This is a genomic window from Bartonella sp. SL320 (assembly GCF_059687635.1).
On sequence record NZ_CM185143.1, the window covers coordinates 1,706,238 to 1,726,397 of the forward strand.

Annotated in this window: 15 protein-coding genes, 2 tRNA genes and 3 pseudogenes; 8 read left to right on the plus strand and 12 right to left on the minus strand. The window is 34.2% G+C overall.

The genetic code is table 11. The annotated features are described in order from the left end of the window. Positions 1 to 3: 3 nt before the first annotated feature. The gene (locus AC6ER8_RS07000; RefSeq protein ID WP_497077989.1) at positions 4 to 1,167 is read right to left on the minus strand and encodes a phosphoserine transaminase; all 1,164 of its coding nucleotides are present in this window, start codon (positions 1,165 to 1,167) and stop codon (positions 4 to 6) included. Positions 1,168 to 1,568: 401 nt separating this feature from the next. Between AC6ER8_RS07000 and AC6ER8_RS07005 the strand changes: the two genes are divergently transcribed. Beyond that, positions 1,569 to 1,644, plus strand: a tRNA-Phe gene (locus tag AC6ER8_RS07005). Between the two features lie 132 nt (positions 1,645 to 1,776). Here the strand turns inward: AC6ER8_RS07005 and AC6ER8_RS07010 are convergent. The 8 genes and pseudogenes from AC6ER8_RS07010 to AC6ER8_RS07045 all read right to left on the minus strand — a co-directional run bounded on the left by AC6ER8_RS07010 (position 1,777) and on the right by AC6ER8_RS07045 (position 8,218). Further along, on the minus strand, positions 1,777 to 2,025 hold the full coding sequence (locus tag AC6ER8_RS07010; protein WP_497077990.1) for a DNA adenine methylase: 249 nt from the start codon (positions 2,023 to 2,025) through the stop codon (positions 1,777 to 1,779). Between the two features lie 249 nt (positions 2,026 to 2,274). Then, positions 2,275 to 2,490, minus strand: a complete 216-nt coding sequence (locus AC6ER8_RS07015; protein WP_497077991.1) for a DNA adenine methylase — start codon at positions 2,488 to 2,490, stop codon at positions 2,275 to 2,277. A gap of 179 nt (positions 2,491 to 2,669) precedes the next feature. Next, positions 2,670 to 2,984 (minus strand): annotated as a pseudogene (locus AC6ER8_RS07020) (lysozyme); the annotation flags it as partial. Between the two features lie 999 nt (positions 2,985 to 3,983). After that, positions 3,984 to 4,544, minus strand: coding sequence for a biotin transporter BioY (locus AC6ER8_RS07025; protein WP_497077992.1), 561 nt, complete (start codon positions 4,542 to 4,544; stop codon positions 3,984 to 3,986). Positions 4,545 to 4,861: 317 nt separating this feature from the next. Continuing rightward, positions 4,862 to 5,416, minus strand: coding sequence for a biotin transporter BioY (locus AC6ER8_RS07030; protein WP_497077993.1), 555 nt, complete (start codon positions 5,414 to 5,416; stop codon positions 4,862 to 4,864). 16 nt (positions 5,417 to 5,432) lie between these two features. Beyond that, a pseudogene (locus AC6ER8_RS07035) lies at positions 5,433 to 6,072 on the minus strand (energy-coupling factor transporter transmembrane component T family protein). Beyond that, positions 6,069 to 6,749: an energy-coupling factor ABC transporter ATP-binding protein gene (locus tag AC6ER8_RS07040; RefSeq protein WP_497077994.1), complete on the minus strand. Its 681-nt coding sequence runs from the start codon at positions 6,747 to 6,749 to the stop codon at positions 6,069 to 6,071. The pseudogene AC6ER8_RS07035 and the gene AC6ER8_RS07040 overlap by 4 nt, the downstream one beginning before the upstream one ends. Positions 6,750 to 6,790: 41 nt before the next feature. Beyond that, positions 6,791 to 8,218, minus strand: coding sequence for an amino acid permease (locus AC6ER8_RS07045; RefSeq protein WP_497077995.1), 1,428 nt, complete (start codon positions 8,216 to 8,218; stop codon positions 6,791 to 6,793). 181 nt (positions 8,219 to 8,399) lie between these two features. Between AC6ER8_RS07045 and AC6ER8_RS07050 the strand changes: the two genes are divergently transcribed. The 5 genes from AC6ER8_RS07050 to AC6ER8_RS07070 all read left to right on the plus strand — a co-directional run bounded on the left by AC6ER8_RS07050 (position 8,400) and on the right by AC6ER8_RS07070 (position 12,519). Then, a complete protein-coding gene (locus AC6ER8_RS07050) occupies positions 8,400 to 8,723 on the plus strand; it encodes a hypothetical protein (RefSeq protein ID WP_497077996.1) in 324 nt (107 codons plus the stop codon). Between the two features lie 1,402 nt (positions 8,724 to 10,125). Continuing rightward, positions 10,126 to 10,198 (plus strand) — tRNA-Thr (locus tag AC6ER8_RS07055). 1,292 nt (positions 10,199 to 11,490) lie between these two features. Further along, positions 11,491 to 12,153 carry a gene transfer agent endolysin BgtA gene (gene bgtA, locus AC6ER8_RS07060; protein ID WP_497077997.1) on the plus strand — a complete coding sequence of 221 codons (663 nt, stop codon included), beginning with the start codon at positions 11,491 to 11,493 and terminating at the stop codon, positions 12,151 to 12,153. Further along, the gene (locus tag AC6ER8_RS07065) at positions 12,150 to 12,377 is read left to right on the plus strand and encodes a hypothetical protein (protein ID WP_497077998.1); all 228 of its coding nucleotides are present in this window, start codon (positions 12,150 to 12,152) and stop codon (positions 12,375 to 12,377) included. Before bgtA ends, AC6ER8_RS07065 begins: the two co-directional genes overlap by 4 nt. Beyond that, a complete protein-coding gene (locus AC6ER8_RS07070) occupies positions 12,310 to 12,519 on the plus strand; it encodes a hypothetical protein (RefSeq protein WP_497077999.1) in 210 nt (69 codons plus the stop codon). Before AC6ER8_RS07065 ends, AC6ER8_RS07070 begins: the two co-directional genes overlap by 68 nt. A gap of 1,528 nt (positions 12,520 to 14,047) precedes the next feature. Here the strand turns inward: AC6ER8_RS07070 and AC6ER8_RS07075 are convergent. The 3 genes and pseudogenes from AC6ER8_RS07075 to AC6ER8_RS07085 all read right to left on the minus strand — a co-directional run. Continuing rightward, a pseudogene (locus AC6ER8_RS07075) lies at positions 14,048 to 14,125 on the minus strand (SMI1/KNR4 family protein); the annotation flags it as partial. Between the two features lie 510 nt (positions 14,126 to 14,635). After that, positions 14,636 to 15,787 carry an FMN-dependent L-lactate dehydrogenase LldD gene (lldD, locus tag AC6ER8_RS07080; RefSeq protein ID WP_497079664.1) on the minus strand — a complete coding sequence of 384 codons (1,152 nt, stop codon included), beginning with the start codon at positions 15,785 to 15,787 and terminating at the stop codon, positions 14,636 to 14,638. Positions 15,788 to 16,579: 792 nt separating this feature from the next. Then, positions 16,580 to 17,677 carry a 2'-deoxycytidine 5'-triphosphate deaminase gene (locus AC6ER8_RS07085; protein WP_497078000.1) on the minus strand — a complete coding sequence of 366 codons (1,098 nt, stop codon included), beginning with the start codon at positions 17,675 to 17,677 and terminating at the stop codon, positions 16,580 to 16,582. Between the two features lie 274 nt (positions 17,678 to 17,951). Between AC6ER8_RS07085 and mutL the strand changes: the two genes are divergently transcribed. Beyond that, the gene (gene mutL / locus AC6ER8_RS07090; RefSeq protein ID WP_497078001.1) at positions 17,952 to 19,805 is read left to right on the plus strand and encodes a DNA mismatch repair endonuclease MutL; all 1,854 of its coding nucleotides are present in this window, start codon (positions 17,952 to 17,954) and stop codon (positions 19,803 to 19,805) included. A 107-nt stretch (positions 19,806 to 19,912) separates the two neighbouring features. After that, on the plus strand, positions 19,913 to 20,149 hold the full coding sequence (locus AC6ER8_RS07095) for a DUF2093 domain-containing protein (RefSeq protein ID WP_142415857.1): 237 nt from the start codon (positions 19,913 to 19,915) through the stop codon (positions 20,147 to 20,149). Positions 20,150 to 20,160 lie beyond the last annotated feature (11 nt).

Sequence of the window (20,160 nt, forward strand, 5' to 3'; positions counted from 1 at the left end):
TATTTAAAGTTGTGCTTTTTCAACTTGGAACGCCCATTCAAGCCATTGTGTTAAAATTTCAAGATCAGAAGCCTCAATTGTTATGCCCGACCAAATTCGAAGCCCAGGAGGAGCATCGCGATACGAACCGATATCATAAGCAACCCCTTCTTCATCAAGACGATTGACAACCGCTTTTATAAAAGATACCCGCTTTTCTGTATCCAAAGCAGTAATTACTGGATCCACAATATCTAAACAAATAGATGTGTTAGAACGCACTTCAGGATCCTTTGCCAAATATTCTAACCATGGTGTCTTGCGAACAAAAGCATCAAGCACAGAAAAATTTTTCTCAACCCGTGCTCTTAATGCCGCTGCACCTCCTAGAGACTTTGCCCACTTCAATCCATCAAGAAAATCCTCAACACAAAGCATAGAAGGCGTATTAATTATCTTTCCTTTAAAAATATCTTCGTTCAATTTTCCATTTTTTGTCATGTAGAAAAGTTGTGGCATGGGCCAAGCTGGAACATGATTCTCAAGCCTCTCAACAGCACGAGGACTTAAAATTATCATCCCATGTGCTGCTTCACCTCCTAAAACCTTTTGCCACGAAAAAGTAACAACATCTAATTTTGAAAAATCAAGATATTGCGCAAAAGCTGCAGATGTTGCATCACAAATGGTCAATCCTGCCCGCTTATCTGGAATAAAATCGGCATTAGGAATACGCACACCAGAAGTTGTCCCATTCCATGTAAAAACAACATCACGATCAAAATCAAGTTGTGTTAAATCTGGTAGTTCACCATATGGAGCCTCAAAACGACGCACATCAGAAAGCTTTAATTGCTCAACAACATCTTTATTCCACCCAAATCCAAAACTTTCCCACGCTGCCATATCAACGCCACGCTCACCTAATAGAGACCATAGAGAAGCCTCCACAGCACCGGTATCTGAACCTGGCATAATTCCTATACGGTAATCAGAGGGAACCTCAAGAATTTCACGCGTTAAATTAACAATTTCAGCAAGTTTTAACTCTGCTTCTCTCGATCTATGCGAACGCCCAACTAATGCATTTTTAAGAACATCAAGAGTCCACCCAGGCCGTTTACTACAAGGCCCCGAAGAAAAATTATTATTTTTGGGACGACTACTTGGTTTTTGTAACATTATCATTATTTCTCCCCTTTTAGATCTCATGCTTTCTTTTATTAAAGAAAAACAAACTATGATAAAGGCTAATCAATAGTCCTTTTTTAAAAAGTCAAAAATGTTTTCTATTATTTCTTGGGCTTAAAATTCACACAAATTTTATAAAAAAATCTTTCCTAATCATGCTTATCAGTTGATTCTTTTATTTTTTTTCGTATCACCACCACAATAAAATAGCATTTCGATACTAATACACTAACGTATCACAACATACCTATCAAGTTTATTTTATGATAAAGATTTATTGATAACTCTCTAGCATAAAGAGAGAAACTTATTAAAAAATCAATTATTTTTCTTTTGATGACTGGACAGAGAAAATTTTAATGTTATAACCGCAAACGCTTTATATTTTTATAAAGCGTGCCCAGATAGCTCAGTAGGTAGAGCAGCGGACTGAAAATCCGCGTGTCCGTGGTTCGAATCCGCGTCTGGGCACCACTTTCTTTTTTTATCCATATAGTTTATTGTTTTTTCTAATGTTTTTTATGTGGGGGATACCCGAATAAAAGTAAGGGAATAGAATTTTGTGACGTGCTCTTAATTATTGCGAATCAGAACTTCTTTTCGAGGTTATTTTTTTGCCATATCAGATGCCCAAAGAGTCTTAACTTCTAAAAAGTCAAAATCTTTAAAAATCTCTCGAACCGCATCACAATCATTCAGACTCAAGACCAATTTGCCTTGAATGCCTTTAAGAACTTTTGCCATATTCACAAAATCATCTTCAACAAAATTCCCAGAGCTATAGTATTTCTTCTTCATAAGATAAGGTGGGTCTAGATAAAATAAACTATCGAGCGCATCAAATAGCGCGACCACCCGTTCTCATGATAAATTTAAGATAGTAATATCTAGAAGCTTCTGTCTAACACGTTGCATTCTTACTAAAAGCTTGTCGGGATTAAACTCTGCCGTCCTTTTTTTGCAAAAGCTAAAAGAGACGTAATCTTTTTTCCCATACATGACACAACGTTGAAGAAATAAAAAGCGCGCCGCTCTTTCAACTTTGGTAAGATTCTCGGGGTCAATAGCTGCAAGTTAAAAAAACAACGCTCTTGAACAAACAAACTACTCTAATCGTTTGGCTAAATCATCAAAGTCATTTTGAGCACATTGAGACAGATTCGTGATCTCTCCATTCAAATCATTAATGACGGAATATTTCGCTGGTAGTTTATTTAGAAAAATGACGCCTGAACCTAAAAACGGCTCAACATAGGTTTTGTGGTCAATACTATTTAAAATCGGTACAATTTTTTTACGTAGATAATGCTTTCCACTCATCCACGCAAACAATGTCTGTGTAAAGTCTTCTTTAATCATACTTTTTAAGGAAAGGTCTTGTAAGATTTAACTTTTAGTTATCCATTTTTTAAAGTGTGAGAAGCTATTCCCTAACGCGTCCATAAAACGAGAAAAATCGATTACAAACATAAAAACAATGAAGGCTAACCACTTTATTTAGCCAAACTCTGTAGAGGCTTACCGCCCACTTTATTCCATTTCTGTAACTCGAAGGGAACGGCTTCATAATCCCCCTGATTAAGCTTCTTCAACAATGTTGACTTGCAAAAAGCTTTTGTTCCTACGTTATAACAAAACGATACCAATGCCGCGAATTGACAATCCGTTAACGAAACCGTTACCAATTCCTCTACCGTCTTCTCAAATTTCTTTAAGTCTTCACAAAGGATTTCTTCCGCTTGCTCTTGCGTAATACACATGCCTTTTTTGACAAGCGGTTGACCTGCATTGCTGGTGTGACCACAATTTATTGTACAAAATTAAAGTCATATAATATAATGCCATCAAAACACTATAGTTATTGGAAATAAAAAAACAACTATACTTTTAGAGATACTTCATACTAGTTTATTCTCAATTCAATGAAAAAGATTTGAAAAACATTATCAACTTCGATGATAATATCATTTTTTCGGATAGAGAATTGATCTCTTATAATAATATAAATATTAAGTTATTTAAATTATTATTTATAAATATATATATATTATATTGATTATAAGATTATTTTATTCTCTTAAAAATTACTCTATCATTTGAATATGGAAAATATTGAATAATATAAATACATTCCTAAATTAGCATACACACGTTTTGCTGTTTGAAAAAAAATTATCGCATTTTTCCAAAATATATTATGATCACCAGGATGCACTGGTAAAATTATTTTATTAAACAAAGAATTACTCTGTTTACTAAAAAATAAATCTGATGCAGAAATATTATAAGTAGCAGTAACAGATGTTTCTCGTTGAAAAATTGTACATTCAGATGCTTTTACAACAGATAAAGCAATTAATAATAGAGCACATATGGCAAAGAAATATTTTATAATCATAATATTTATAATTTACCTCCATTAATAAAAATCATAATGTAATTAACATAATTTTTATTTTGTGTCTATAATAGATGTAAAATAAAATATAAAAAAATAAATATTTTTATACTATTGATATTTATTAGCTAATAATTTTTATATAAATTTATAAATCATTAGATTTATATATTTTTAAAAATGAGTTTTATAATTAATATTTTTTTGAATATTATTTCAATAATATGCATATATTATTTATATTTTAGTTTTAATATATATTTTCTAAAAAATATATAAGATAACATATAATAGCTTTCTATTTGCTAGATACTCTCTTTCCTTAGAATAAAAAAGAAGATAAAAAGTACTTTATATTATTACAATTTTCATTCTAATTTTCTCACTTAATGTAATAAAAAATTTCATTCAAGCATCAGTAGGTCCCTTTCTCAGAATGAATGAGAGGGATAGTTTTTTTAATGGTAAGCGCGACAAAGGATGCAATCAGCACTTTCAAAAAACCACCAATTAAAAAAACTAATGAACCCATTAAAACTGTCAGCAAAGACACTTGTGTCATATACGCTGTCCATGGAATACCAAAAGCATAGACAACCCCTATCCCCCCCACAGTATTTATCAAGAATAAGAGTAGAAAGTTTAATCTCTTCCAAAATAATTCAACCAATAAGCCAATAAAAAATGCAGCAAAGGGAAAACTAATGAGATAGCCACTTGTAACACCTAAAAAAACGCCAATGCCGCCACGGCCACCAGGCAATAAAGGCAACCCAATCGCAACAAGAACAAGAAAAAGAAGCGACGCAAGAGTTCCCCTTTTGGCACCAAGGATAGATCCTGCTAACATTGGAGCCATAGATTGAGCTGTAATCGGTACACCTAAAAGAAAAGGGAAATAAACAGGAGGGAAAAGACTTAAAATAGCATAAATAGCGGCAAATAAAGCTATATAGACTAAATCTTTTGTATTCACTGGACTATTCCTTCATTGTAACAAAGTTTTAGTTATTGTTGTATAATTAATAAAAAGTATAAGTTTTATAAAAGCACACTTCCAATGCCTTAGATATAAAGAAAAATATTATAATAAAATATTATTTATATGAATTATATTAGATTCTACAATGTTTTATTATGTCATAAATGACTACAGTTAAATTCAATGGGCTTGTGATGATTGTAAATATAATACAGCAACAGCATGCTAAAATAATATATTGATTTTAGCTTATTCTTATTATGCTGCATTTTTTAATTTATTGCATTATAATAATGCGTTCAAAGTAAAACCTATTTTTTCTTTGAATGAATGAGAGGAACAGATCTTTTAATCGCAAGTGCGACAAAGGATGCTATCAGCACTTTTAAACAATCACCGATCAAAAAAACTGAGGAAGCGATTAAAACTTTTAGTAAAGAAGCGTCAGTCATATATGCTGTCCAGGGAATACCAAAAGCATAGACAATTCCTATACCCCCCACAGCATTTATCAATAATAAGAGTATAAAATTTAATCGTTTCCAAAATAACTCAACCAATAAACCAATAAAAAATGCCGCAAAGGGGAAACTAATGAGATAACCACTCGTTATTCCTGAAAAAACGCTAATTCCACCACGACCACCAGGCAATAAAGGCAATCCAATTGCAACAAGAACAAGGAAAAGAAGTGATGCGAGAGCTCCCCTTTTAGCCCCAAGTATAGACCCTGATAACATCGGTCCCATCGACTGAGCTGTAATCGGTACGCCTAGAAAAAAAGGAAGATAAATGGGAGGAAAGAGGCCCAAAACAGCATAAATAGCAGCAAATAAAGCAATATAAGTTAAGTCTTTTGTATTCATTGGATGGTTCTTTTCATTATAAAACACTTTGATGATTATGAAATACTCTATCAACAATATCAACCATCATAAGAGCGTGCTTCCAATGCCTCAGCCACTTCTGAAGCCATTCTTATGGTTCGTATAATTAAAGGTATTGCAAGAGCGATAATGTTCGTATTAAGCCCCCGTGCTTGCTGTGCTTCACGCACCTCATGAAACTTTTCACTCAAAAGAGGAATAAACCTGATCGCCATAGAGATAACCATACTCACTTTGGATGGATTTAGACCAAAACAACGAAAGGGCTGAAGCCCTGCTTCAATTGCCTCCACCATATCTGAAACTTTTGTTGTAAGTGAAATAAGTGATGATAAAAAAAAGAGGATAATAAGACGTAATACGACTTCAACTCCTGTTAGCCAACTGTTAAAAATAGCCTGAAATACAAACAGAAGAACTAAAAGCAATCCCATCGATTTAAACTGCTTTACCACAATGCTAAAAGGAACCTTGGCAAACCTGTAAAGTAAGGCAACGAATAATAAAAAAAGTCCAAGAAGTGGTATAGATGAAACCATTATTATAAAAGTTCCACATACTATAAGAAATAATAACTTTACTCTGGGACTAAGCCTGTGAATAAATGTGTCTTTTGGAATATATAAACCGATCATGACATTCTTCTTATATATTCTTTTATAGCAACAAAAGGTATATCATCGATTACTATTTCTCCCCTATCAAAAACAAGTACTCTATCAAAACTTTTCAAAAACTCCAAATCATGCGATACAACTATTGCCGTTTGTGGTAATTCTTCTATCACTTGCGTAACACGGTGCTTATTTCGCAAATCGAGTAATGTCGTAGGCTCATCAAAAATAATGTAATCTGGTTTCATGGCAACCACACTGGAAATAGCAACAAGTTGTTTTTGCCCACCACTTAATAAATGAACAGCGTGATTTCTAAAGTCTTGAAGTTCATAGCGCTGTAAAATTTCATCTACACGCTCCTTAATTTCATCCTTACTAAGCTTCAAATTTTTAAGACCAAAGGATAAATCTTCTTCCACTAAGGGTAAAACAATCTGATTATCAGGGTTTTGAAAAACAAATCCAACTTTGCGTTTTACTGCTTTTGCGTCGCGTTTGGTATCAAGCCCATCAACGCTTACAAAACCATGAGATGGTAATTGGAGCCCATTTATAAGACGAACAAATGTACTTTTTCCAGAACCATTTGCACCAATAATGGCGATGCGTCTTTCGGTAAGTTGTATAGTAATATCCTTTAAAACGTACAACTCACCAAAGACTTGTGTCACCTTATCAAATTTTATAATTCCCAAGGTTTATTCCAATCAAACCCTCTATATTACCCCTTTTATTATTATCGCTTAAGCCTATAGCCCAAAAGTAAAAATAAGCACCATAGAGGAATAATAATAACAGCCAAACTCATATCAGGCATCTGTATAGGAATATATGTTTCAAGAAAAGGTATTCTTATTCCTACCATATCCAACAGTCGAGCCATTAATCCATTTTTCCCAAAACCACTTATAAACATTATACAAAATAACAAAACAAGAAAGCATAAGCAAAGATAGTTAGCGTAAGGATATAAACCAAACGGATAAATAAAGCTTTCTTTTCTGTTCTTATGGGCTTTTCGAAACTTTAAATGAACAATAACAATCATAGCCCAAGTAATAAGCGCGGCTGCAGTTGCAAGAGCCATAATTCGCATAAAACTATTGTCAGGAACGAGAGCATTAATAACAACGATTATTGCTGTACATAACGATGAAAAAAGGATCGCAACATAAGGAACACGAGCAGCACTCAGTTTACTGAAAATATGTGGTGCATTTTTTTGTATAGCTAAACTATAAAGCATACGACCATTAGAATAAATGCCACTATTGTAAACAGAAATAGCCGCCATAATAACGACAAAATTCAAAATATGACCCGCAGCGGGAATCCCCACAGTTTCAAAAATTGTAACAAAAGGACTACCATCTTCTCCAATCATATTCCAGGGACTGATTATCATAATAACGCTGATAGAACCGACATAAAAAATTATAATTCTCCACATAACTTGACGAATAGCCGCCGGAATTGTTTTTTGTGGGTTAGATGTTTCTCCAGCAGCAATACCAATAAGTTCGGTTCCTCCAAAAGAAAACATTACGACAGAAGTCGCCAAAACAACCCCTATAGCTCCATAAGGGAAAAAACCGCCGTGATCCCAAAGATAATGGATACTCGCTTGATTTTCCCCTATTCCAGTGACAATGAGAAAAATCCCAAAAATAATCATACCAATCACAGCAGCAACTTTGATTAAAGCACAACCAAATTCAAATTCTCCATAAAAACGAACATTCAACAAATTGATCAATGTCACACATAAAAGAACAATGAAAGAAGACTTCCAATGATCAATCAAAATCCAGTGATCTAGATAAAATCCAATCACTGTAAGTTCGGTCATACTGACGAGAATATAAAGAAACCAATAATTCCAACCCGATATAAAACCCGCTAAACTCCCCCAGTATTTATAAGCAAAAAAACTAAAAGCACCCGATGTTGGTTCTTCTACTGACATTTCACCAAGCATTCGCATGATAAAATAAATAATAAGTCCTCCGAAAAGATAAGCTAGAATAGCCGAAGGACCAGCCAATTTTATAGATTCCGTTGAACCATAAAAAAGACCTGTACCGATAACGCCACCCAAAGCAATCATTTGAATATGGCGATTTTGAAGATTACGCTTCAACTCATTATTCGCATCTTTAAGCATTATTCTGCACTCCCCCTCGATAATGATGGTAATATTTATAAAAGGAGCTGATAATACCTTTGATATATTTTTTTTCAATAGAAATTATAAAAAAGAACATAAGTCTATTTTTTTGTCATAATGCAACTCCTTTTCTTTCTATGCATTATGAGAATGTTCCATTAAAATTACAGGAAGAAATATGCTTCGCTCTTTATTCAGATTAATGGCTTTCATTTTCGTTACACTAACAATCATAGCATTGGTTATTGATAATGCACACTCTATCATCACATCACATTGGACAATAACCCCCCTTAATAAAATTCTAGTAAATCTTCTGCACACAGATGCCTATAACCTTCATCAATCTCTATGCACGATAATGCCCGATTTTCTATCCTCCATTTGCATTACTCTCACCTATTTACCAGCATGGGCAGCCTTTGGTGCTTTAGCAATAGTATTTTGTATCTTAACTTACGAAAAACAAAAACCTTTTGGAAAGAATGTTCTATACATATAATAAAGATCACATTTAAGCTTGAAAAAGACTTCTAGAACCCTCTCTACGATACACATCAGTATAGCTAAAAGCACCTCCCCCTATATCAATACAGCTAAAAATCATTTGATCATAAAAACAAACTAAAACGCTTTATTATATCAATATACACCCACTCATAATTTCTAATCGATAATACCGCTTCATTGGCATTATTTCAAAGAAATTAGCGAATAAATTTAACTCCCGCTTATAAAAAAATTCTGTACAGAAAAATTGATCTATATCGAAATCTTTAGATTTTTCTATTGCTGCTGCTTTATACTATAAAAAAACTATCATCATAAATCAACATATTGATTTATGATGATAGTTTATCACTTATTTATATTGGAGACCTTAAATAACGTAAGGTTTTCTCATTTCAAATCTCTTTTATGTTGAAACAATAAAAATCTTTTGCTTGCATTTTACAAGCGAGGAAAGCCGTATAGATAAAACTGTATAAGAAAAGACTAAAAATGGCTCTTATGAACCGTCTTACATATCAAGCTTCTTCGGCAATATTAGGAGCTAACAAATATAACGATGGTACCAGCTTGTAAAACGGCACATCTTATACAAAAATTATACAAAAATGCGCTTTTTTATAAAGAGCTTCTTATCTCTCTATTAACTATTGAACAGAGTGCGCCTTCCATTTGCAACCCATACATGTCTTCGGATCAATGTCTTTACAAGTAATCCTCTTAACTATCTAATCCCTCAAAATAAGCATAAACTGAAAAGTGAAATACTCACTCTTTAGAAAAGAAAATATGGTCATATTTAAAGAGGATAATTCTTTCAAGAACAAATAAGCTTTCTAAAAACTTCTTTCCCCGCCGATTCAATCTCTGTTCCGTTTATAATGTTTGCCACTACCTTATCTCTCTCATTTCCCCATCTACCTCCCGCCGGAAGTGCCTTAACCGCTATTGGAGATAATACTGAAAAAAAGCCAAAAACAAAGCTGTCGCGAAAACAATGCGTTTCATGGATAAATCCCCCTATAATAATTAAACTTTAAAATATTTTTACTTGGAATAAGGTAATACACACTTTGATTATAGTCGAATGTACGATTTGAGTATGATCATCAACAAATATTTTGATTTTTACGAAGATATCCTAACATCTTTCTTTCACCTGAATGATGTGTTTTTCTTCTGACTTCTTAATTTAAAAAAGATTGTAAATTAAAAAGCATTTTATAGCATTAAGTTCGAAGAACACTGACCTGCTTTCAACGTTTGCATTCCTCTCTTTTACTTCAATGATTATCATACATTATAAATTATTGAAAAAAATGCATACTTGCTTTTATGCGTACTTTTGGTTATTACCCTCGAATTGGTTTTGCCTTATTAAACTATAAGCTTATGCCGCATTAGCTCAGTTGGTAGAGCACATCATTCGTAATGATGGGGTCGCTGGTTCGAATCCGGCATGCGGCACCGTTTTTTTCTTTTAGAACATTGAGATGTATAGTTTTTTAATTAAATAGCATTTTTAAACCACCTATTGTAGTTTATACAATTTTATCTAATTTGTTGTTATTTTCTCCGTATTTTTCTTTGGAGTAAAGGCTAATATCTCTTTTTTACTACCACACGGCCGCACCTTACTTATATAACTCTAACAAGCTTCCTCTTGTAGAATCCAATTGCGAATCGTTGTTGTGGACACACTAAAAGCTGTGCATATTTATGGTGTATGACATATCTACCAGAATTATCAAAGATTATCTTTTGACATATAGATATAGTTGAAGATACCTCCATAACTTCAAACGGCTTTTGTCAAAATCTTTTGTATCTCTTGTACTATTGCCCCTAAAAAGATTTCAAAAGTTTGATTGATTTATTTAAGCCATTGCTAAAAAACTAGCTAATACAACACCAAACAAAGAGTATACTATTTCCCCCATAAAACACTTCATATGAAAAAGATCAAAGCTTGTTTCATATGGGAAAATACATAAGTAGGACTATTGTTCGACTTTATTACAAAATAATATTCTTTACAAAACTATCAAATATCATTGTCCCATATCTTGAATAGGCCCCATTAATATATTGTTTCCGTTGGAAACAGATTATAAGAGAATAAAAAAATATCCATTATGGTTTTATATAAATATATTTTATTGATAAAGAAATTGATGCAAAAGTTTGTTCAAAATCTTTCATAACGGTGTTTTTTTTAAGAAAATTAAGCAATTAGAAGAAAATTAAAGAATTATTAAATTGGCTATAGATTTTTTTATTAAATATGTGTACCACATTATGTATTCGTTATATTGATTCTAAAAAAACCTTTAAGATATATATTTTAAATAAAATACATCTTTTTGTTTTTTGTAGAAAATTTCTATGGTGTTTAATTATGGGTTTTACAATTATTTAAAATCAATACCTATTATTTTGTTAATTGTTATATTTTTTGTTTTTTATTGGAGAAACTTTTCTTTTTTAGAAGCATCGAGTTTTTCAAGTAGGTTTTATAAAATAATTCTGGATAAACTGTAACAGTTTATGAATATAATTCATCTGATTATCAGTTGGATTTAGGCAGAGTTCTTTTATTTAGGCGGATATTAATTGCTGCAAGAATGAATAGTTATTAGCATAATCTTTGTTTCGTCTTTGCCTCAATGAAGAAAACGATATGGATTTTAGTAGAAACCATTATAGAAGTTTAGCTATTTAGATTCTTTCACTATTTCGTTTTTTATAGGATAAGGATAATGCGAAAAATATCAAAGGAAGGAATTGCACTAATTAAGCAATTGGAAGGTTTGCGTTTAAAAGCCTATGAGGACTCCGGTGGTATATGGACAATTGGTTATGGGCATACAAGTGCTGCTGGTGCTCCAAGTGTCCATAAAGACCTGCAGATTACAGAAAAAGAAGCTGAAAAAATTCTTTATCAAGACTTGAAAGAGTGTGAGGCTGTTGTTGAAAAAGTCGTGAACCTTCCTTTAAGCGATGAACAGTTCGCGGCATTAGTATCATTTTGCTATAATGTAGGAATAACAGCTTTTTGTAATTCTACTCTTTTGAAAAAGCTCAATAAAGGTGAATATGAAGCAGTACCAGCTGAATTACAAAAATGGACAAGAGTAGGAGGAAAACGTATCCAAGGTCTTGTTAATCGTCGAGCAGCTGAAGCAGGATTATGGGCGAAAGGGGCTCATGTTTCCCCCAACTATCATGTCGTGGAGTCAAAAGGTGTAACAGGTATCTGCAAAGTAGAGGCTCTTGCACCAATCATAGGTTCTTTTTCGGGACTTGGAGGCCTTTTTGCAGGAAATGGTCCTGTCCAATGGGTTTTAGCAGGCATTATGATTTTGGCGGCTTGTACGGCTATGATATATATTGCTAAACGTTTTCAGGAACACCGCCTATGATTTTATGGATAAAAAAATATCTAACGATGACATCAGCAATCATAGCAGCTTTTTTTATAGCTTTAGTGAAAGCCTTTTTTATTGGAAAAAAAGTTGAAAAGCAAAAACAAACAAAAGAAGCCTTTAAGGTAGCAAAAACACGGCTTGAGGTAGAAAATGAAATTAACAAGAAAAGTGATGCTGATGTGCGCGCTAAGCTTTCTAACTGGTTGCGCGACGAATGAACGAATGTCTTGTATTGGATGGTTGCCAATTTATTTGAATCGACAAGACATTAAAGTCATGAGCCCCAATTTAGCAAGAGATATTCTAAAACATAACGAACAAGGTGAACGCTTATGTGGATGGAAACATACACGAAAGTAAAGTGATAAAAATGCAATTCCTGAAATATTCAGCAATAAAAAAGCTTCAAAGATAAATACATTAAATTAAAAGCAGTTGAACTTAAAGGATTAAAATAGTTTGATGGTTTATTGCGTTTAATTGTAATAACCAAGATACTCGATTTACAACCAAAGAATTTAACTCGTCGTGTTTGCGTAAAGTGATTGAGTATATCAATATATTTTAACGTTATCTTGGTTATCTATCCCGAAAAGATGAAAAAATATAAAAATATATTATAGATCCCCCTGTGATTGCCGTTCAGAGAGCTTATGATATAAAAAAAGAGCTATCTTCAAGAAAAACCTATCTAAGGTGCAAGCACTAAAGGACATCAATCTACGACAATGTACAGGGATTGGTTTGTTATGCAATTTATAAATGACGGTGTTTAGTTTTTTTTAGCGTAATGCTCTTGGAGATAAAATCAATACTTTCTCACTATATTTGCTTTTTCATGATAAATTGATACAAGAATATTGCGAACGGTATTGGCTGTTAATTTTCCTATCGGTAAGATCCCCATATAAGGAATCATATACAATTCCAGTGGAAGACACCAAGAACCATTTTTCCTTTATCTGTTAACTCAGATTTTTTACTTTCAAAAACCGTCTGTGTAACTTCTTTAAAAAAAGTCCTTATGACAGATCAAAATCCCTTTTCACGTCACTTATTGTGATGTGTACAATGAAAAACCAAGACCTATATGTTTTTTCGAACATTCAATCACATTCTTTCTGCATTACAATATTCACCTTGAGGAAACGCCTTTATAGATACTACTGATAATCTATGGTATCATCCTTACCTAACCTACCTTTTCCTGTACTTTTTTATGTATTTCCTGTCTCTCCTTTGGGAGTAACCTTTGAGACTCCCCTGATTTTTATTTGAGGCTTTTTCTTTAATTTTTATTTTTTATTGAATTATAAAATGATATGGATCATATCCTTGCGTATCTTTATACACTTTGCTTCTCGTTACTAAAGCCCTTTCTGCTTACTTGTCGCGGTGTTTTTTTATGTTTAATATAAATTTAACTTGTTAGATTTTGACAGAAACACCTTGTATTATTTCACTTTTTTCAAAAAATTCTGACAGGATTCTCAAAATAACTTAAAAATATATTATTAGTTGTATGTATAGGTTTATAGTATCACTATAGATTGTTTTTTGAAGGTTTATAAAATATTAATATATTGAAATGTAACGTTTTTAATTTTTTCATTTGGAAATGAAATATAGGGTCTAAAAAGAACTGACAAAAGCTTACTGAAAGAGATTTTGTTAATCCCTATAATTATCAGTCTCTATCTAGATATTTTCATAAAAAACAACAAATCGCAATTATCTTATTTATAACTTATCTTATGAAAATGAAAAATGATTGCGGTGCCTATAAAAATTATAACAGCCATAGAGAACTTGTGAAAATAGTAAGCTTAAATATATTACAAAACTGCTTTAAACTTAGGTAACCTATCCTTTCTCTTTCTCCAAAACAAACATTGATAGTATCACTATCATATTTATTCACTTTATCAATTAATACTGCAACATCAGCTAAAGTATAGGCTTTCATCAATTATTCTCCATAAATTATTTATAAGTCTCTGTTTTTTATTCTCTAAATCCTTCAGCACATTCCTTCCAATATTTCTCTCTTCACTTATCAAACTTTTTTCTTTCTATAAGTGATTGATGTGTTTTTGAGGATTATTATGAATCACCGAACTATATTCATTATGAAATTCATAGCTAATTTCTGCTATGGCCCCTCAGGCATTTGTGAGAGATGATGTAACTCAACAGAGTTATTATCAAATCCTATAGATCGATCATTGTTTGTGAAGAGCATAGCATTCATGGGGGGGGAGATACCATTGCAAAATTACTTATGGAGCAGGATATTGTCTGTAAATTTATACCGTTAGGAAGACCGGGAGAGTCAATCTGTAATGGAAACCATGTGCTTTGGCAAATTATAGAATAAGTCAAAAAGTTATAACGAAAACTATGTTAGCAATGACATAAGATATATTCTTCTATAAACAGAGCTTTCTTTTTCTAAAAGCAGTATAAAATATGACTTTTATTGCTTAAAGACATCTGTATTCACTAAACTTTCGCGTGTAATCTCTTTGAGTGTCTGGGCACCAGTCAATGTCATAGCTACCCGCATTTCATTGGCAAAAAGATCAAGCAGGTGAGCAACACCTTTCTCACCTGCTGCTGCAAGCGCATAAACAAAAGCACGACCAATCATAACAGCATCCGCGCCTTGTGCGATCATGCGTACAACATCAAGCCCAGAACGCACACCAGAATCCACTAAAATAACCAAATCATTCTTTACAGCCTCGGCGATTGCGGGTAATGCCTGTGTCGTTGATAAGACACCGTCAAGTTGGCGTCCGCCGTGATTGGAAACAACAATCCCATCAGCACCAAATTGTACTGCTTCTCGCGCATCTTCTGGATCAAGAATACCTTTTAGAATCATTTTTCCCTTCCAGAAATCTCGAATCCATTGCAGATCATGCCAACCAATTGATGGATCAAAATTTTTTCCAAGCCAACCAACATAATCGTCCAATGCAATCTTCTTTTTGAGATAAGTAGAAACATTTCCAAGATCATGAGGACGCCCCATAATGCCAACATTCCAAGCCCAATGTGGATGCGTAAAAGCTTGTAAAATGCGGCGTAACCCAGCATAAGGACCAGACATTCCTGAATGCGCATCACGATAACGTGCACCAGGAACTGGCATATCAACTGTAAAAACCAACGTGCGGACACCAGATGCCCAAGCCCGCTCTAATGCATCACGCATGAAACCGCGATCTTTGAGAACATAAAGCTGGAACCAAAATTCCCCTCCAACCACTTCCTGTACTTCTGCAATGGAACAAACTGAAACTGAAGATAGGGTAAAAGGAATGCCTTTTGCAACGGCAGCACGTGCTGCTTGCACTTCGCCACGGCGTGCATACATGCCTGTTAGCCCAACGGGTGCAAGTATAATCGGCAAATCGAATTTTTGATCAAAAATCTTGGTGGAAAGATCAACAACACCAATCTGCCTTAGAATCCTTTGACGCAGTGCAAGTTCTTGAAGATCTGTACAATTACGCCGCATCGTTTCTTCAGCATAAGCTCCACCATCAATATAGTGAAAAAGAAAAGGAGGAAGACGACGCTTTGCTGCCTTGCGATAATCAAATGTTGAAGAAATAATCATTGATGGCACCATTATTCCTAAATGACAAAGAGCAGACATTCTAAAATATACAAGAGCCCCCCTTATCCCTCCCATTCGATAATCTCCCCAAATTGAAAAATAGAGGTAACAGGGATTGCAACTTTCTAAAAAAACTCATTGATAAAAACAACGTCTTTTTTTCTCTTTCCCAAATTTAAAACTTCACAGTATGGAGCGATATCAATAACGGATTTACGCATATATTGTTCATGTACAATTGAAATATTATACTTTCTGTAAAAAAATATTTCTTAGAGAGCTCCTAATTCACCACTTTATTCATGATAATTTAAAGTCGTTTCTCCTTCTTAAAGATTCTTTACATTATCGTGTATAAGAATAAAGAAACCATTGTTATTAATTATAAACATCCTCCCAAAAAAGATAAAAATTATTTACTGGCTCTTAATAAGCAATTTCATACGGAATAAAATATACTAGGCATTTATATCCTGAAAAAATGAAGTTAATAGCAAAATCGAAAGCTTACATGTTTGTTTTAAAAAGCAAAGACATCACCGTTATATCAAGTTCTTTCATTTTAAATCTTTTGACAATAAAACATTTAAAACTATTCTTTTTCGCATCATGAACGAAGCTCATATGGGTAAAAAAATCTAAAAAATATCCCTCATATCTTCTCAAACACAAGGTATGTCATAAGCTTGGAGACTAAAAGTAGCATGTATGATAAAACAAGTCTTGTGAAAAAAATTCTCCTTAAAAGGCATTTCCTACTGCATTTTATCAAAATTTATCGTTTTAACTCATTTAAAATGCTTGTTTAAAATGCTTGGATAACTTTAAACCCTGTGCTTGATAATGTGAACCAACATCCTGTCCATAAAGGGTGGAGGGTCGATTAAGCATATGCTCATAGACCAAACGGCCAACAATTTGACCATGCTCTAGGATAAATGGAACTTCATGGCTCCGCACTTCTAAAACCGCTTTTGCTCCTTTTCCTCCTGCTTCCCTATGCCCAAATCCTGGATCAAAAAAACCTGCATAATGCACCCTAAACTCACCCACTAATGGATCAAAGGGGGTCATTTCTGCAGCATAAAGCGGAGGCACATGAACAGATTCTCGTGAAACTAAAATGTAAAATTCATCAGGATCAAGAATCAGTTCGTTTTGACCACGATCAAACAGTGGTTCCCAAAAATCTAAAACGTGAGCAACAGCACGTTTATCAATATCAATAACACTTGTATGATGTTTACCACGATAACCTATCAGCCCGTTTTCATCTCCTTTTAAATTAATGGAAAGTCCAATACCACCAGCGCTAATATTAGGAAGATCATCCGATATCAGCGTTTCTTGCTTTTGCAAAGCATGCAGCTCAATTTCATTTAAATAACTTTGTCCTTTTCTAAATCGAAGCTGTGATAAATGCGAGCCTGTACGCACCAAAATTGGAAATGTTCGTGGACTAATTTCCAGATAAAGCGGACCATGATAGCCTGCACAAATTTTATCAAACTCTTGAGCATTATCCGTAATGACCCGTGTAAAAATATCTAATCGTCCCGTAGAGCTTTTTGGATTGGCAATCGCCGATAAAGATTCCGGTAAGGCCAAATTTTCCAAAAGTGGAACAATATAAACACAGCCCGTTTCCAAAACAGCACCATTTTGTAAATCAAACTCATGTAACTTTAACCGTTCAAGCTTATCCGAAACTTTTACATCAAGCCCCGGCATAAAGGAAGCACGTATACGATAAGCTTTTTCTCCTAAACGAAGATCAAAACTTGCAGGTTGTATTTGAGAGTTATCAAATGGATACTGAGCTTTGAGAAAGTTATTATCAATCAAAGCTTGTATATCACTATCTGCTAAAATACCGCTCATACACGCCATGTATATTGCCTTCCCTTTATTATACTATTTCTTTTTTGGCCTAGATGATAAATTGGTGCAAGCTATTTTAGGATGATAAAAACGATTTTTCTATTTTTTCCAACTAATTTGTTAATACTTCGAATAATGAAAGACATTTAGCACAATACGCTCTCGAAAAAAATAAGAAGTGTTTAGAAATAATACTTCTCAACCCCTCTTATTCTTGAATGTTGCACAAATGATGTTATCATAATTTTCCATAAACCCCTTAAGAGCCCTGTTAGAATTTATTATGATTATACGCCATCTTAGCGAAAATATTATTAATCAAATCGCCGCTGGTGAAGTTATTGAACGGCCTGCAAATGTTGTCAAAGAACTTGTTGAAAATGCTATTGATGCTGGTGCAACGCGCATTGAAATTATTACAGCAAATGGTGGCAAAAATTTTATCAAAGTCTGTGATAATGGTTGTGGGATTCCGGCAGATCAGTTAACTTTGGCCGTTTCTCGCCATTGTACCTCAAAGATTACCGATGACGTGCACAATATCTGCTTTCTTGGATTTCGAGGAGAAGCCCTCCCCTCTATTGGTTCTGTTGCAAAACTCAAACTCACTTCACGAACAAAAGAAGCCGAGAATGCTGCTGAAATTTCCGTTACAGCAGGGAAAATTGTAGGCCCCAAACCAGCCGCTGCAAATCTGGGAACAATTGTTGAAGTTCGCGATCTTTTCTTTGTCACGCCAGCACGATTAAAATTTATGAAAACTGATCGTGCTGAAACAAATGCGATTAGTGATATGATTAAGCGAATTGCTATCGCATTTCCACATATTCGCTTTTCTCTTTCAGGACTAGACAGAACCTCTATAGAACTGTCTGCGACAGAAAATAATACTCAAGGACAATTACAACGTATTACCCAAATTATGGGAAAAGAATTTGCTCCTAACAGTATTGCACTTAATGCTGAACGCGAATCCGTACGCTTAACGGGGTTTGCTTGTTTGCCATCTTTCAACCGAAATAACAGCCTGCACCAATTTGCTTATGTTAATGGGCGTCCCGTGCGTGATAAATTTATATGGGGTGCTATCCGAGGGGCTTATGCTGATGTCATGACACGCGATCGTTATCCTGTCGCTATTCTTTTTATTGACCTTCCACCTGCTGAGGTGGATGTTAATGTCCATCCAGCCAAAGCTGATGTCAGATTCCGTGATCCAGGATTAATTCGTGGTTTAATCGTTGGAGCCATTCGTGAAGCATTACAACACGCTGGTATTCGTCCTACTTCAACCCGTTCTGAAGCAATGCTCGCAGCCTTTCAAACACAAAAACCATTGGTACAACAGCCTTTGGGAAATTTTAAAAACGCTGCCCAATCCTCTTCTTATAGCCCATATCCTTATCATTCTGCCGCCGCTTCAATGATGCACAAACCCTTGGATACAACAAGCTCTTTTGGTTTTAAAGAAGACGCTGCTCCTCTTATGGAGGGCTTAAATACACCAAGTGGAGAGGCCTATATTCCAAGCACGATACCTTCATCAGAAGAATTATCTTATCCATTAGGCGCGGCTAGAGCACAAATCCATAAAAACTATATTATCGCGCAAACTCAAGACAGTTTGATTATTGTCGATCAGCATGCAGCTCACGAACGGTTGGTTTATGAAGCCCTCAAAAATGCACTTTATGCCAAACCACTTCCTTCGCAATTATTACTCATTCCTGAAATCGTAGAACTCTCTGAAGAGGAAGCAACATGCCTTTTAACGCACAAAGAGGCTTTGAAAAAATTTGGATTAGGGATAGAACCATTTGGGCCTGGAGCGATTGTTGTACGCGAGACACCTTCCATGTTAGGAGAGATCGACGTACAAGCCCTTATTAAAGATCTTGCCGATGAAGCCGCTGAATATGATACAACAAATAATTTAAAAGCAATGCTTGATTATGTTGCAGCAACGATGGCTTGCCACGGTTCAATACGATCAGGGCGCCTTTTACGTCCCGAAGAAATGAATACACTGTTACGACAAATGGAAGCAACACCCAACACAAGTACATGCAATCATGGCCGCCCGACTTATATTGAACTCAAATTAGCGGATATAGAACGGCTTTTTGGCAGAAAATAAGCTCTTATTATTTTGAATAAGAAAATATTTTTTAATCCACTTTTGATTTTATAATATATCTTATGGCATTTTTTAAAATAATCATATTAAAGTAAAAAGGAATTAAAATGTTTTCTAATGGTGAACGCGAAGCAAAAGTTCGTTATTCTAATAACGGATATGACATTGTAGAATACGGAACCTATACCATTTGTGCTGTTAGCGGACAGAAAATCCCTATCGATGATTTAAAATATTGGAATCATCACCGGCAAGAAGCATATGCCAGTTGTGAAATTTCCTATCAGCGCGAACTTGAATGTAATCCATATCTCAAAAAATTGTTAGAAACACAAGAAAAGTGACCCCTTTAAAG